Raw genomic sequence first — 15,124 nt, 5'->3', positions numbered from 1 at the left:
TTTCAAACTACTAATTAAGGAATAGCACAAGCCAGCTTGCGCTATTCAGGAGGTATAAGTTTGAATTATGAAAAAAATACTAAAGCTTGTTTTCAGCAGGCTATTCTATGTTGGAGTTGCGATTGTCTTTCAAGTCTTCTGGATTGTAGTTATGGCATATCGTCTGGAACGCATGTTTCCGGTCATGTCTGTATTTGTAACGATAGCCTGTATAGCAGCAGTGCTATGGATTGTTAATAAACGAATGAATCCGTCTTATAAGCTGGCATGGACCATGCTGATCTTGTCGGTTCCTATTTTTGGAGCCGTTATTTACCTGATTTTTGGGAAATCCAGACTGGCTAGCGAAACTCAGAAAAAATTCGATGAAGAGGCAAAAAAAACAGATGCTGTCCTTCGAGAGGACAGGCACGCAAGGGAAAATTTAAATGAACTGGATTACCATATGGATAACCAGTCCAGATATATAAGGGACTATGCCGGATTTCCGGTATATCAAAATACAGAGACGGAATACTTTCCGATTGGGGAAGCATTATATAAAAGCCTGATACAGGAACTGGAACAGGCGAAACACTTTATCTTCATGGAATATTTCATCATTGATAAAGGGATGATGTGGGAGTCCGTACTGGAAATTCTGGAGAGAAAAGTGGCTGAAGGAGTAGATGTGCGGCTGATTTACGATGATATGGGATGCGTTAATACGCTGCCGGCACAGTTTTACAAACAGCTTCAGGCAAAGGGAATAAAATGCGCTGCTTTCAATCCTTTCCGCCCCATTGTATCCGTAATTCTCAATAACCGCGATCACAGGAAAATTACGGTTATAGACGGACACACCAGCTTTACCGGGGGAATTAACCTGGCAGACGAGTACATAAACCGCAAGAAACGTTTTGGACACTGGAAAGATACCGGTGTTATGCTTAAAGGGGAAGCGGTCAGGAATTTTACGGTAATGTTCATTCAAATGTGGAATGTAATTACCGGTATGGAAGATAAATTAGAAGATTATATGCCTCACGTATATCATAAAGAGCCGTTTAAGGGAGAAGGGTTTGTACAGCCATACGCAGATACTCCCCTGGATAATGAAATCGTGGGAGAAAATGTTTACATAAATGCAATAACAAAGGCGAAGCGGTATGTCTATATCTTTACACCCTATCTGATTATTGACAATGAGATGATGACTGCACTGTGCCTGGCAGCAAAAAACGGAGTGGATGTAAGGATTGTTACACCGGGAATCCCGGATAAAAAAATGGTGTTTTTACTGACCCAGTCCTACTATGCGCAGCTTTTGGAGGCGGGGGTGAAGATCTATGAATACCAGCCTGGATTTATTCATGCCAAATCCTTTGTCTGCGATGATGAACTGGCAATTGTAGGTACCATTAATATGGACTACAGGAGTCTGTATCTGCATTTTGAATGTGCTGTCTGGATGTACCGGACCAAAGCAGTGATGCAGGTAAAGAGAGATGTCTTTGAAACCATAGAAGTAAGTACCAGGATAACGGAAGAATTCTGCAGGGAGCGTAATATTTTAATCCGTGGTGTACAGAATTTACTTCGTTTATTTGCTCCATTATTATAAAAATTTTATATTATTAATTTTTTTTTAATTTTCTCTAAGTTTTCCTGAAGTGTATAGTATATTTAAAAAAAGTATGATAAGATAAGTGCTAATTAGAGCGAATACAGACTCTAGAGCATCTGGACAAGCAGTAAAAGTTGGTCTGGAATATGAAAAAGATGAGCAAAGGGGAGTGAATATATGCCTTGGAATTTTCCGGTTATCGGAACAGACATTTATCATATCGTACAGTGGTTTTTTATATATAGCATTTTAGGATGGGTGGTAGAATCCATATATATGTCATTTTGTGAAAAGAGATGGGTGAACCGCGGATTTATATTTGGTCCGATCTGTCCGATTTATGGATTCGGTGCTGTGGCTGCATATTTTATATTAGAGCCGTTAGCAGGTAATTACGTAGTACTGTTTATTGCGGGAAGCCTTCTGGCTACTGGCTGGGAATGGTTTGTAGCAAAAGTAATGTTACATATTTTTGGTGAAGTATGGTGGGATTACTCGAATAAGCCATTTAACTATAAAGGAATATTATGCCTGGAAAGTTCTATTGCATGGGGTTTTTACACCATTATATTATTTACCTTCCTGCATAAGGGAGTCATGATGATGGCGGACAGCTACAGTTACAAAATAGGCTGTGTGGCAGCTGGAATCTTAATGGTTTACTACATGATTGATTTTACGATCCATCTGTGTAAAGCTAAGTTCCCATCGGTGCCAAGACGTGCCAGAGCATTTCGGGACAGCCTTGTTAATTTTTATAGGGGCTGATATTCGCTAAAGGTACTTTCAAATGTGCAGAAGCAGTTACTGTGCGCACTTAAAGGGTTAAACAGTAACAGATTTTCAGAAAACTGAATAAAAGAAGCATAAACCGCTTTCAGATCGCTTATATTTAGGTATAGAATGATTTGGGAGCGGTTATTTTTATGAAGAGATGGTTGGCATTGTTTATGGCTTTCATTCTGCTATTTCAAAATGTTGCAGTTGTAAAAGCAGAAGAAGAGGCAGCATCAGATGCTGCGGTGACGATTGAAGCGCCCTCCGCAGTGTTAATGGAAGCGTCTACGGGAACAATACTCTATGAAAAGGATGCACATCAGAAATTGAACCCTGCAAGTGTCACGAAGATTATGACATTGCTGCTGATTTTTGAGGCATTAGATGCAGGTAAGATTAAAATGGACGAGGAAGTAGTGACCAGCGCCCATGCAAAGTCCATGGGAGGTTCACAGGTTTATCTGGAAGAAGGAGAGAAGCAGACGGTTGAGACATTGATAAAATGTATAGTAATTGCGTCTGGAAATGACGCTGCCGTGACTATGGCAGAGAGAATTGCCGGCAGTGAAGAAGAGTTTGTCCGTCAAATGAACCAAAGAGCAAAAGATCTGGGAATGAATGACACAAATTTCATTGACTGTTGCGGGCTTACCGATTCACCGGATCATTATACTTCCGCATATGATGTGGCGGTAATGTCCAGGGAACTGGTTACTAATTATCCCAAGATCTACGAATATTCTACCATATGGATGGAAAATATTACTCACGTGACCAATAAAGGATCTTCAGAATTTGGACTGACTAATACAAACAAACTTCTGCGCAGCTATGACGGATGCATGGGACTGAAAACAGGAAGCACCAGTACGGCAAAGTACTGTCTGTCAGCCACCGCAATCCGGAATGATATCGAGCTGATCAGTGTAATTCTAAAGGCTCCGGATACCAAAACAAGGTTTAACAATGCAGCAACGCTTTTAAACTATGGATTTGGAAAGTGTGCCCTGTACATAGACAAGAACGATGATAAACTTCCGATGCTCACCGTAAAAAAAGGTGTAGAAGACCAGGCGGGATGTACCTATGAAGGAGAATTCCGCTATCTGGATACAAAAGGACAGGATTTATCCAAGATAAGTAAGGAAGTAAAGATGGGTGAGGAGATTACAGCGCCTGTAAAAAAAGGTGATGTAGCCGGAAAGGCTGTTTATTCCATCGATGGAAAAGAGATTGGCAGTGTCAATATTTTATTTGACCGGGATATTGAAGAAGCAGGATTTTTGGATTGTCTGAAAGAAGCCTGGGAAGAATATTGTTTCTAAGAGATTATCCAGATCAGGATAAGGAGCCTCGAAAGGGGCTCTTTTCATTTTAGGAAAATTATGATATACTTTTGAGAACGTTCGTATAGAAGGTTTTTAAAAGATGAGTTATATGGAGAATTAATGAAAAAATTTAAAATAACAACGTATAAAATAAAAACGGAACAAACAAATAATGCCCCCTGCAGACCTGTGCGTGTAGTTGTGCTGGCGGATCTGCACTGTACGGTGTACGGAGAAAATAACAGCCGTCTGATACAGGCAGTTTATAAAATAAATCCGGACATGGTTATGGTTGTTGGTGACATGCTTGTTTCCAAACCGGATAAGCCTACGGATATGGCATCTACGGTGTATCTGTTAAAAGCGCTGGTGAAAAAATATCCGGTCTATTACAGCAATGGGAACCATGAGTACCGCATGAAAATATATCCCCAGATATACGGGGACGTCTATGAGCGATTTCAAAAGGAGATTCGTTCACTTGGGGTGGTTCTTTTGGAAAATGAAAGATGTCTGTGTCAGGCTGCCGGGATGAAAATGATTATCCACGGATTTGAACTGGACAAGCGCTTTTTTAAACGGTTTTCCAGGGAGAAGCTGACTGTGGAGGAAATGAATCAGGCTCTTGGCAGACCGGATGAGAGGGGATATCATATCCTATTGGCGCACAATCCTGTATTTTTTAAAACTTATGCAGGCTGGGGAGCAGATTTGACTTTATCTGGCCATCTCCATGGGGGGATGATACGGCTGCCCTTTCTGGGCGGGGTCATTAGCCCCCAGGTGAAGCTGTTTCCCAAGTATGATAAAGGGCTCTTTCATATAGGAAGGCATAAGTTAGTGGTGAGTGCCGGACTTGGAAGCCATTCTATTAAACTGCGGTTACTTAACCCAACGGAGCTTGTAGTTTTGGAATTGCAGTAAATTACTTGCAAATATTATAAAAACTTAGTACAATAATAAATATGTTTAGCACAATTCGTAAGAGAAGGCAGGAAATATTATGGGAATTCCCGTCAAGCTGGAGGCATTTGAAGGTCCGCTGGATCTGCTCTTGCATTTGATTGATAAAAATAAAGTCAGTATCTATGATATTCCCATTGTGGAAATCACCAGACAGTATCTGGAATATATACAGGAAATGGAGCGGCAGGATTTAGGTGTCATGAGCGAGTTTTTGGTCATGGCTGCTACCCTGATTGATATTAAGTCCAAGATGCTTCTTCCAAAAGAAGTAAATGAAGAAGGGGAAGAGGAAGATCCCCGCCAGGAGCTGGTAGAACAGCTGCTGCAGTACAAATTATTTAAATTCATGTCTTATGAATTACGTGACCGGCAGGAAGATGCTCAGTTATTTTTATACAAGCCGCCAACTGTACCAGAGGAAGTAGAGGAATACCGGGAGCCAATCCGTTTGGAAGAGCTGCTTTCGGGCGTGACACTGGCTAAGCTCAATGCAATTTTCAAAGCGGTAATGAAGCGGCAGGAAAACAGGATTGACCCAATCAGGAGTACATTTGGGAATCTGGAAAAAGAAGAAGTAAGTCTGGATGAAAAAATGGACTTTGTGGAGCAGTATGTAATGACCAGAAAGACCTGCAGATTCCGTGACCTTCTGGTATTGCAGACAAGTAAAATACATGTCATTGTGGCTTTTTTAGCAATACTGGAACTGATGAAAGTGGGCAAAATCAATATTATGCAGCAGAATATCTTTGACGATATTTATATAACGGCAAATTTAGAGCCTGTTTAAGAATTGATTTACACACAGGTTCTGGGGATACAGGCGGTCAAATGGATTACGGTGAAGTGTAGAGGAAAAGCGAGGAATACGAGTGGATTTAAAAAAGACAGAAGCTGCAATTGAAGCGATTCTTTTTACCATGGGTGAATCTGTGGAGGTGGATAAGATTGCAAAAGCAGTAGAACAGGATACCGAAACAACTAAAAAAATATTACATAATATGATGGACCGTTACCAGACGGAAGACCGGGGAATTCAGATTATTGAACTGGAAAATGCATTTCAAATGTGTACCAAGAGGGATATGTATGAATTTCTGATAAGGATTGCAAAGCAGCCTAAAAAGATGATCTTAACGGATGTTGCACTGGAAACCCTGTCCATAATAGCATATAAACAGCCAATCACAAAAATGGAAATTGAAAAAATACGTGGTGTAAAGAGTGACCACGCTGTGAATAAGCTGATCGAATATAATCTGGTAAAAGAATTGGGACGGCTGGACGCACCGGGACGCCCGCTTTTATTTGGAACAACAGAAGAATTCTTAAGGAATTTCGGGGTACACTCTTTAGAAGACCTGCCCACTGTAAATCCTGTACAGCTGGAGGATTTCAAGGCAGAGGCGGAAGAAGAGATTCAATTAAAGTTGAATATTTAGAGTGTGATTGAAATTCTAGGATGGGAGCGTTTTTATGCCTACAACATATGCACATGATGCTTTTGGAAAGATTGTTTACCAAAAGCTTCCAGAAGAGATGAAACAGATAATTGGGAATGAAAGGACAGCATATCTGATCGGATTGCACGGTCCGGATATCCTTTTCTATAACAGACCCTTTTGTAAAAATCCAATCAGCCAGAAAGGACATGAGATGCATGAAGAACTTGCATCTGTATTCTTCAGTGCATGCAAAAAAAAATATATGGAGGAAGAAAGTGAGATACTTCTTGCCTATATGTTTGGATTTGTATGCCATTATATGCTGGACAGTACCTGTCATCCATATATTAATGAGTATATAGAGAAGACCGGCGTGTCCCATGATGAAATTGAAACGGAGTTTGACCGGGAACTGATGGAACGCAATAACCGCAACCCGTTCCGGTTCCATCCTTCTGATTCCGTTCATCTGGAAAAAGAGACCATAAGGGGAATCGCAAGTGCCTTGTCGGACATCAGTGAATGCCAGGTGCGCCATTGCTTAAAAGCGATGAAATTCTATACCAATATAACGGTTTGCTCCAATTGTTTCAAACGGAATTTTCTGCTGAACATGGCTCGCTTTACTAAGGCGGCAGATGCAATCCAGGGAAGAATTATGAAAAAGAAAAAAAGCAAGCGCTGTGAGGAGAGCAACCAGATGCTGCTCCATTTGTTCAGGCTGGCAGTCCCGGAGACCGTTACAGTAATGGAGGATTTTTATAATACCATTACGGATATGGATTACTTGAATTACCGATTTGAAAGAAATTACAAATAAAACGAATAAAACTAATATTCTTCCACATCCCACATATACTAGTAGAAAAGCCATAGGATGTAAAGTGGATGAAGAAAATAATTGCAATCCTTATCATATTGCTGCTCAGCATTTCTGGAAATCGTCTTGTTGCTCTGGCGGCAGAAGAACAGACCCCGGAAGAGCTTAAAAATTTATACGCCCGTAGTGCCGTTTTAATGGATGGTGATACAGGGCGTATTCTTTATGGAAAGAATGAAAATGACGTCATGCCAATGGCGAGCACCACGAAGATTATGACCTGTATACTAACCCTGGAAAAAGGAGATCTGGAATCTGTGGTCACGGCATCTTCTCTTGCCGCCTCTCAGCCAAAGGTAAGGCTGGGCATGACCACAGGTGAACGATTTTACCTGAAAGACCTGCTCTATGCACTTATGCTGGAGTCCTTTAATGATGCAGCGGTTGCCATAGCAGAGCATCTGGGAGGAAGTGTGGAAGGGTTTGCTGACATGATGAATGCCAAGGCGAAAGAAATTGGATGCAAGGATACCTATTTCATAACGCCAAACGGTCTGGATGCAACAGATGAAAAAGGAACCCATGCCACCACTGCAGCCAATCTGGCGCGGATTATGAAATACTGCATAACAGAATCACCCAAAAAAGATAAATTTTTAGAAATTACACGAGCAGCGAATCACAGTTTTACGAATGCGGACCAGACAAGAAATTTTTCCTGTGTAAACCACAATGCTTTTTTAAGTATGATGGAAGGCGCGCTTTCCGGTAAGACCGGGTTTACCAACAATGCAGGATATTGTTATGTAGGGGCGCTTAAAAGGGATGGTAAGACCTTTATCGTTGCTTTGCTGGCGTGCGGCTGGCCAAACAATAAGGGCTATAAGTGGAGTGACACCAGAAAGCTGATGAATTATGGGCTGGGGCACTATGATTTCAAAGAAATACATATTGGAAATGAACCCGGAGTATTCGTTGCGTCAGATGTAATAAAACCGATAAAAGTAGAAAATGGGATTCCGGAGAGCCGGAATCTGCAGGATACGGCTTTCGCAAATACCAGCCTGAAATGTCCCAGAGAGGACAGTATTAAAATGCTCTTATCGGAAGATGAGAAAATCACAGCCGAATACCAGATGAAAGAACAACTGGAAGCGCCGGTAACGAAGAACACCGAAATCGGAAAAGTAACCTACTACCTGAATGGAAAAGCGTTGCGGGAGTACCCGATTATTACCACACAGGATATCGATAAACTGGACTTTTCCTGGTGCCTGGATAAGATATGGGGATGGTTTGCTGCCTAGCGCCACCCGTCGTAAATACGCCGGGTGGCACTAGAAAATTTCTACTTTGAAAAACCCCGGTGCAATGCTATAATAACAGGAAGCGGATTTTTCGTAACAGTTCAGCCAGGTATGCGCATTTACTGCGCAGACCGTACGAAAACCTGGAGCCTGCAGACATCCAGCCCTTCGCCAAAGGCGAATTTTAATGGGCTGGATGTGTAACAGTTCATGCTGTCTGAACTGTTACGATTTTTCGCAAATAAGTAAAAGCAGAGGAAGAATTAATATATGAAATCACTAGTTATTGCAGAAAAACCATCTGTTGCAAGAGATATAGCAAGGGTCTTAAAATGCCAGAAAAAGCTTCCGGGAGCCATGGAGGGCGGGCAATATGTTGTCACCTGGGCGCTGGGGCACCTGGTGACGCTGGCTGATCCGGAAGGGTACGATGCCAAATATAAGGAATGGAAAATGGAAAGCCTTCCTATGATTCCGGAGAAAATGCAGCTGGTCGTGATTAAACAGAGTGCAAAACAGTACGCAGCAGTGAAAGCGCAGCTACACCGCAAAGATGTTGGAGAAATTATTATAGCAACTGATGCAGGGAGAGAAGGGGAGCTGGTTGCCAGGTGGATTTTAGAAAAAGCCGGCAGCCGCAAGCCGGTGAAGCGTCTGTGGATTTCTTCTGTTACGGATAAAGCAATTCGGGAAGGCTTTGGGCATTTAAAAGATGGCAGGGAATATATTCCGCTCTATGACGCGGCAGTGGCAAGGGCTGAGGCTGACTGGCTGGTGGGTATCAATGCTACCAGGGCGCTGACCTGTAAATACAATGCCCAGTTGTCCTGCGGACGGGTGCAGACACCAACGCTGGCCATGATTGCGGCAAGAGAAGAGGAAATCAGAAAATTCAAGCCGGAGGCATACTATGGCATTACCCTTCGCACAAAGAGCATGGTCTGGAACTGGCAGGATGAAAAGAGCGGAAGCAGCCGTACCTTCCAGAGAGAAAAGGCGGAGCAGATAGCAGGGAAGCTTAAAAATGCAAAACTGACAGTTGTGTCCGTTCAGAAGAAAGCAAAACAATCACAGGCTCCGGGATTGTATGATCTCACAGAGCTTCAGCGTGAAGCAAATAAGAGGTTTGGATTTTCTGCAAAAGACACGTTAAATACCATGCAGCGTTTATATGAAAATCATAAAGTGCTGACTTATCCCCGTACGGATTCCCGGTATATCAGTACAGACATCGTAGATACGTTAAAAGAGAGACTGAAAGCGTGTGCGGTAGGCCCGTATAAAAAACTGGCAGGTGCCCTGATTATGAAACCTATCCGGGTGAATAAGTCCTTTGTGGATAATGCAAAAGTCAGCGACCATCATGCAATTATTCCAACGGAGCAGTATGTTCAGATGGATCACATGTCAGTGGATGAGCGTAAAATATATGACCTGGTTGTGAGACGTTTTCTGGCGGTTTTATATCCGGCATTTGAATATGAACAAACCACATTAAAGGCGAAAGCTAAAGAAGAAATATTCACGGCTAAAGGAAAAGTAGTAAAAAGCCTGGGCTGGAAAGCGGTGTATGAGGATATGTCCGTGGACGAAGAGGATGAAGAGGACAGTGATTGTGCAGGAAGTCTGCCGGTATTAAATAACGGGCAGATTCTGGAAATTGAAAAAATCACTCAGACTGAGGGCAAGACCAAACCCCCGGCACCATTTAACGAGGCAACACTGTTGTCTGCTATGGAGAACCCGGTAAAATATATGTCGAGCAAAGATGCACAGGCGGCTAAAACCCTGGGTGAGACCGGAGGACTTGGAACCGTGGCGACACGTGCGGATATTATAGACAAGCTGTTCAATACGTTTCTTATGGAAAAACGGGGGAAAGATATTTTTGTTACTTCCAAAGCAAAACAGCTGCTGGAGCTGGTGCCGGAGGATTTGAAAAAGCCGGAGCTGACAGCAGACTGGGAAATGAAGCTTTCCAAAATCGCAAAAGGAAATTTGAAGCGGGCAGCTTTTTTAAATGACATCCGCAGCTATACCCAGGAAATCATTACGGAGATTAAACAGGGAGAAGGGAATTTCAGACACGATAATCTGACGAATACTAAGTGTCCCGTCTGCGGAAAACGTATGCTTGCCGTCAATGGAAAGAACAGCCGTATGCTGGTGTGTCAGGACCGGGAGTGCGGACATCGTGAAACGATTGCCAGAGTGACCAATGCCAGATGCCCCAACTGCCATAAAAAGATGGAAATGGTGATGAAGGGAAGCGAAGAAACCTTCGTCTGTGTCTGCGGGCATAAGGAAAAATTATCTGCATTTCAGGCGAGAAGGCAGAAAGAAGGCGCCGGTGTAAGCAAAAAAGATGTTCAGAACTACCTGACCCGGCAGAAGAAAGAAGCCAAAGAGCCAATTAACAACGCATTTGCGGCAGCATTTGCAAAATTGGATATAAAAGAATAAATCCTTTTAATGGGATTTTAATGTAGTGTATGGTGAAAAATTGTTAAAATAATGACAAAACACTTGCGTTTTTTATGGAAACAAGCTAAAATATAATAGGCAGAAATTTGGTTTTACTTTAATAATATAGAAAATGGAGGGCTGAAAAATGAGTAATACAGCACAAAGCTTGGCAAGTACTAGAATCGCTTCTTTACTTGATGAGAACAGTTTTGTTGAAATCGGCGGATGTGTAACTGCCAGAAATACTGATTTCAACATGCAGCAAAAGGAAACCCCTGCAGACGGCGTCATTACCGGTTATGGAGTAATCGACGGCAATTTGGTTTATGTTTATAGCCAGGATGCAACCGTACTTGGAGGTACCATTGGAGAGATGCATGCAAAGAAAATCGCTGGTCTTTATGATCTGGCGCTGAAAATGGGTGCACCAGTGATCGGTTTAGTTGACTGCGCGGGTATGAGACTTCAGGAAGCTGCCGATGCTTTAAACGGATTTGGTGAAATCTACATGAAGCAGACACTGGCAAGCGGCATTATTCCCCAGATCACAGCCGTATTTGGTAATTGCGGCGGAGGACTTGCAATCGCTTCCGAACTTACCGACTTTACATTTATGGAAGAAAAGAAAGCAAAATTATTTGTAAATTCTCCAAATGCACTGGATGGCAATGATGTATCCAAATGCGATACAGCTTCCGCTAAATTCCAGAGTGAAGAAGCAGGAACGGTAGACTATACAGGAAGCGAAGCAGATGTACTGTCCCAGATCAGATCTCTTGTATGTATGCTCCCGGCTAATAATGAAGACGATATGTCTTATGAAGAGTGTACAGATGATTTGAACCGCGTATGTAAAGATCTTGCAAATGCTGCAGGAGATACATCCATTCTTTTATCTGATATTTCGGATGACAACCTTTTCTTTGAAACAAAAGCGGCATATGCAAAAGAAATGGTTACCGGTTTTATTAAATTAAACGGTGTTACAGTAGGTGCGATTGCCAACCGTACAGAAGTATACGATGCAGATGGCAGCGTTACCGAAACATATGAAGCAGTATTGACAAACAGAGGTGCAAAAAAAGCGGCTGAATTTATCCAGTTCTGTGATGCTTTTAATATTCCGGTATTATCTCTTACAAATGTAAAGGGATTTAAAGCAGACACACATTCTGAAAGATGTATTGCGAAAGCCGTTGCACAACTTACTTATGCGTTTGCAAACGCAACCGTTCCTAAGGTTAACGTTATTATCGGTGCAGCTTACGGAACAGCTTATGTAGCAATGAACAGCAAATCAATCGGTGCAGACATGACATTTGCATGGACAGATGCCCAGATCGGTATGATGGATGCAAAATCAGCTGCCAGAATTATGTATGCAGATGCTGATGCAGCGACAATCAGTGAAAAGGCAGCAGAATATGCAGCTTTACAGTCAAGCGCTATGTCAGCAGCTAGAAGAGGGTATGTTGATACGTTGATTGAAGCAGAAGATACCAGAAAATATGTTATCGGAGCTTTTGAAATGTTATTCACAAAAAGAGAAGATCGTCCGAGCAAAAAACATGGCACGGTTTAAGCGGGGTGAATGATATGAAACGAAAACTTAAAGTAATTTTATTGGCAATGTGCATGGCTGTAATCACCCTTGCAATGCCAATGTGTGTTTATGCAGAAGAAGCGGCTGCTGTATCTGAGTCAGACCGTGCAACAATTGAAAGCTTTGCACAGCAGACAGTGGAACAGGTTACGTCAATGACAGATGAGCAGATGGATGAAATCCTGAAACCGTCTTCCATATTATCAGCACCAAACAAATTTTATACCCAGGCTGTTCAGGCGTGGCAGGATGTCAAAGATGAACTTGGAGCATTTAAAGGTACTACCGGACATGATATTGAAGTATCTGAGGATAGTATTGTAGTTACAACCAGCGTAACCTTTGAAAAAGGAGACGGTGCAGTTGTATTGACAATTGGCAGGGAAGATCTTGCGCCATCCAGTATGACATTTGATACAGGAGCAGATTCATCCATGGCAGCTAAGATGGAAAAAGCAGCATTAAATACCCTTATGGGACTTGTAATTGTATTTGTGATGCTGGTATTCTTAAGCTTTTTAATCGCTCAGTTCAAGCATTTTGGCAAACTGGAAAACCGCGGCAAAAAAGAAGAAGTGTTAGAAGCTGCAGCAGTTCCGGTTCCAGTGGCTCCGGTTGAAGAAGAGGAATTGGCAGATGACGGAGAATTGGTTGCAGTAATAGCAGCTGCAATTGCAGCAAGCGAAAATACATCTACAGATAGTTTTGTAGTTCGTTCAATCAGAAAAGCAAATAAAAGAAAATGGCAGAACGCTTAAGTATAGGAGGAAATCTTAATGAAAAATTATACAATTACCGTTAACGGAACAGCATATGATGTAACTGTTGAAGAAGGTACTACAGGTGCAGCACCTGCTGCGGCTCCAAAAGCAGCACCGAAGGCAGCACCAAAAGCAGCTCCTAAGGCTGCAGCACCGGCAGGCGGATCCGCAGGAGCTGTTAAAGTAGCTGCATCCGTACCTGGAAAAGTATGTAAAGTGGAAGCGAGAGTGGGACAGGCTGTAAAAACCGGTGATAACATCATTATCCTGGAAGCAATGAAAATGGAAATCCCTGTTGTTGCTCCACAGGATGGAACCATTGCAAGTATTGACGTAGCTGTTGGTGATACCGTTGAAAACGGAGATGCTTTAGCATCTATGAATTAGAATTTGCATAAATAATGTAAATTCCCACCAGTAGAAAAATCTGCTGAAATACTAAAATGGGAGGTAAAAACATGTCTTATATTTTTGATACTTTGTCGAACTTACTTCACCAGACAGCGTTCTTCAATCTGACAGTAGGTAACTATGTTATGATAGTCGTTGCATGTATATTCCTGTACCTGGCTATTAAACATGGGTTTGAGCCTCTGTTGCTGGTACCGATTGCATTTGGTATGCTGTTGGTAAATATCTATCCGGATATTATGCTCAGACCGGAAGATTCTGCCAATGGAGTAGGTGGACTTCTTCATTACTTCTATATCTTAGATGAGTGGAGTATTTTACCATCACTTATATTCATGGGTGTTGGTGCTATGACTGACTTCGGTCCGCTGATTGCGAATCCGCGAAGCTTCCTGCTTGGCGCTGCAGCTCAGCTTGGTATTTATGTTGCATATTTCCTTGCAATCCTGTTAGGATTTAACGGAAAAGCAGCAGCAGCAATCTCCATCATTGGTGGTGCTGACGGTCCTACCTCAATCTTCCTTGCCGGAAAGCTGGGGCAGGCAACGCTAATGGGGCCCATTGCGGTGGCGGCATATTCCTATATGTCCCTCGTACCGATTATCCAGCCGCCGATCATGAAGCTGTTGACAACAGAAAAAGAAAGAAAGATCAAAATGGAACAGTTAAGACCTGTTTCCAAATTAGAGAAAATCTTATTCCCAATCATTATCAGTATCGTTGTATGTTTAATTCTGCCTACAACCGCACCACTTGTTGGTATGTTAATGCTGGGTAACTTATTCAGAGAATCAGGCGTTGTAAAACAGCTTACTGAAACAGCATCCAATGCTCTGATGTACATCGTAGTTATTTTACTGGGAACCTCTGTAGGTGCATCTACCAGTGCAGAAGCTTTCCTGAACATGAATACAATCAAAATCGTTATTTTAGGTCTTGCAGCCTTCGCATTCGGTACTGCCGGCGGTGTTCTGCTTGGTAAACTGATGTGTAAACTGACACATGGCAAGATCAATCCGTTAATTGGTTCCGCAGGTGTATCTGCTGTGCCTATGGCGGCCCGTGTATCTCAGAAAGTGGGTGCGGAAGCTGATCCTACAAACTTCCTGCTGATGCATGCGATGGGACCAAACGTAGCAGGTGTTATCGGTACGGCAGTAGCCGCCGGTACGTTCATGGCTATATTTGGTATTTAACCTGAGTTAAGGCACAGGTTCTAAACTGGAAACAGGGCGGATTATGACGATCCGTCTGAGAGCCGAAGCACGCTCAAGTGTCTTCCGGCGTAAATACGGCGGAAGACTCTAGTGACAAAATATAAGGAGGTCAGAAAATGTCAGAAGTAGTAAAAAAACCAATTAAAATTACCGAGACAATACTGCGTGATGCACATCAGTCTCTGATTGCAACCAGAATGACAACAGAACAGATGCTGCCAATCGTAGAAAAATTGGATAAAGTGGGATATCATTCCGTAGAGTGCTGGGGTGGAGCAACCTTTGATGCATCTCTTCGTTTCTTAAAAGAAGATCCATGGGAAAGACTTCGTAAATTCCGTGACGGATTCAAAAATACAAAATTACAGATGTTATTCCGTGGACAGAATATCTTAGGATATCGTCCTTATGCAGATG

General features: G+C 42.4%; 13 protein-coding genes and 1 pseudogene. All 14 read left to right on the top strand.

Going from position 1 to position 15,124, the window contains the following annotated elements; translation table 11 throughout:
- The first annotated feature begins 67 nt into the window (after positions 1-67).
- Positions 68-1,603: a cardiolipin synthase gene (gene cls, locus ACH2DQ_RS19725; RefSeq protein WP_394913100.1), complete on the top strand. Its 1,536-nt coding sequence runs from the start codon at positions 68-70 to the stop codon at positions 1,601-1,603.
- Positions 1,604-1,783: 180 nt separating this feature from the next.
- Complete coding sequence (locus tag ACH2DQ_RS19720) at positions 1,784-2,374, top strand: putative ABC transporter permease (protein WP_394913101.1); 591 nt, start codon at positions 1,784-1,786, stop codon at positions 2,372-2,374.
- Positions 2,375-2,532: 158 nt separating this feature from the next.
- The gene (locus tag ACH2DQ_RS19715) at positions 2,533-3,708 is read left to right on the top strand and encodes a D-alanyl-D-alanine carboxypeptidase family protein (RefSeq protein ID WP_394913102.1); all 1,176 of its coding nucleotides are present in this window, start codon (positions 2,533-2,535) and stop codon (positions 3,706-3,708) included.
- Between the two features lie 123 nt (positions 3,709-3,831).
- Positions 3,832-4,635: a metallophosphoesterase gene (locus ACH2DQ_RS19710; RefSeq protein ID WP_394913103.1), complete on the top strand. Its 804-nt coding sequence runs from the start codon at positions 3,832-3,834 to the stop codon at positions 4,633-4,635.
- Between the two features lie 79 nt (positions 4,636-4,714).
- On the top strand, positions 4,715-5,467 hold the full coding sequence (locus ACH2DQ_RS19705; RefSeq protein WP_394913104.1) for a segregation and condensation protein A: 753 nt from the start codon (positions 4,715-4,717) through the stop codon (positions 5,465-5,467).
- Between the two features lie 82 nt (positions 5,468-5,549).
- Complete coding sequence (gene scpB, locus ACH2DQ_RS19700; RefSeq protein ID WP_394913105.1) at positions 5,550-6,119, top strand: SMC-Scp complex subunit ScpB; 570 nt, start codon at positions 5,550-5,552, stop codon at positions 6,117-6,119.
- 34 nt (positions 6,120-6,153) lie between these two features.
- Complete coding sequence (locus ACH2DQ_RS19695) at positions 6,154-6,942, top strand: zinc dependent phospholipase C family protein (RefSeq protein ID WP_394913106.1); 789 nt, start codon at positions 6,154-6,156, stop codon at positions 6,940-6,942.
- Positions 6,943-7,010: 68 nt separating this feature from the next.
- Entirely contained in the window at positions 7,011-8,249 is a 1,239-nt protein-coding gene (locus ACH2DQ_RS19690; RefSeq protein WP_394913107.1) for a D-alanyl-D-alanine carboxypeptidase family protein, read from the top strand.
- 270 nt (positions 8,250-8,519) lie between these two features.
- Entirely contained in the window at positions 8,520-10,712 is a 2,193-nt protein-coding gene (locus ACH2DQ_RS19685) for a DNA topoisomerase 3 (RefSeq protein WP_394913108.1), read from the top strand.
- A 148-nt stretch (positions 10,713-10,860) separates the two neighbouring features.
- Positions 10,861-12,297 carry an acyl-CoA carboxylase subunit beta gene (locus tag ACH2DQ_RS19680; RefSeq protein ID WP_394913109.1) on the top strand — a complete coding sequence of 479 codons (1,437 nt, stop codon included), beginning with the start codon at positions 10,861-10,863 and terminating at the stop codon, positions 12,295-12,297.
- Between the two features lie 14 nt (positions 12,298-12,311).
- Positions 12,312-13,076, top strand: coding sequence for an OadG family transporter subunit (locus ACH2DQ_RS19675; RefSeq protein WP_394913110.1), 765 nt, complete (start codon positions 12,312-12,314; stop codon positions 13,074-13,076).
- Positions 13,077-13,094: 18 nt separating this feature from the next.
- Positions 13,095-13,466, top strand: coding sequence for a biotin/lipoyl-binding carrier protein (locus tag ACH2DQ_RS19670; RefSeq protein ID WP_394913111.1), 372 nt, complete (start codon positions 13,095-13,097; stop codon positions 13,464-13,466).
- 71 nt (positions 13,467-13,537) lie between these two features.
- Positions 13,538-14,686, top strand: coding sequence for a sodium ion-translocating decarboxylase subunit beta (locus ACH2DQ_RS19665; RefSeq protein WP_394913112.1), 1,149 nt, complete (start codon positions 13,538-13,540; stop codon positions 14,684-14,686).
- A 137-nt stretch (positions 14,687-14,823) separates the two neighbouring features.
- Positions 14,824-15,124: pseudogene (locus ACH2DQ_RS19660) on the top strand (oxaloacetate decarboxylase subunit alpha); the annotation flags it as partial.

This window comes from Robinsoniella sp. (assembly GCF_034124845.1).
The sequence above is the reverse complement of the archived record's forward strand: the minus strand, read 5'-3'. Positions and strand labels throughout refer to the sequence as shown.

Excerpts from the sequence above, each read along its gene's own strand:
- ACH2DQ_RS19695 (WP_394913106.1), top strand. The coding sequence starts at position 6,154 with ATGCCTACAACATATGCACATGATGCTTTTGGAAAGATTGTTTACCAA.
- cls (WP_394913100.1), top strand. The coding sequence starts at position 68 with ATGAAAAAAATACTAAAGCTTGTTTTCAGCAGGCTATTCTATGTTGGA.
- ACH2DQ_RS19715 (WP_394913102.1), top strand. The coding sequence starts at position 2,533 with ATGAAGAGATGGTTGGCATTGTTTATGGCTTTCATTCTGCTATTTCAA.
- ACH2DQ_RS19675 (WP_394913110.1), top strand. The coding sequence starts at position 12,312 with ATGAAACGAAAACTTAAAGTAATTTTATTGGCAATGTGCATGGCTGTA.
- ACH2DQ_RS19665 (WP_394913112.1), top strand. The coding sequence starts at position 13,538 with ATGTCTTATATTTTTGATACTTTGTCGAACTTACTTCACCAGACAGCG.
- ACH2DQ_RS19670 (WP_394913111.1), top strand. The coding sequence starts at position 13,095 with ATGAAAAATTATACAATTACCGTTAACGGAACAGCATATGATGTAACT.
- ACH2DQ_RS19685 (WP_394913108.1), top strand. The coding sequence starts at position 8,520 with ATGAAATCACTAGTTATTGCAGAAAAACCATCTGTTGCAAGAGATATA.
- ACH2DQ_RS19690 (WP_394913107.1), top strand. The coding sequence starts at position 7,011 with ATGAAGAAAATAATTGCAATCCTTATCATATTGCTGCTCAGCATTTCT.
- ACH2DQ_RS19705 (WP_394913104.1), top strand. The coding sequence starts at position 4,715 with ATGGGAATTCCCGTCAAGCTGGAGGCATTTGAAGGTCCGCTGGATCTG.
- ACH2DQ_RS19680 (WP_394913109.1), top strand. The coding sequence starts at position 10,861 with ATGAGTAATACAGCACAAAGCTTGGCAAGTACTAGAATCGCTTCTTTA.
- ACH2DQ_RS19710 (WP_394913103.1), top strand. The coding sequence starts at position 3,832 with ATGAAAAAATTTAAAATAACAACGTATAAAATAAAAACGGAACAAACA.
- ACH2DQ_RS19720 (WP_394913101.1), top strand. The coding sequence starts at position 1,784 with ATGCCTTGGAATTTTCCGGTTATCGGAACAGACATTTATCATATCGTA.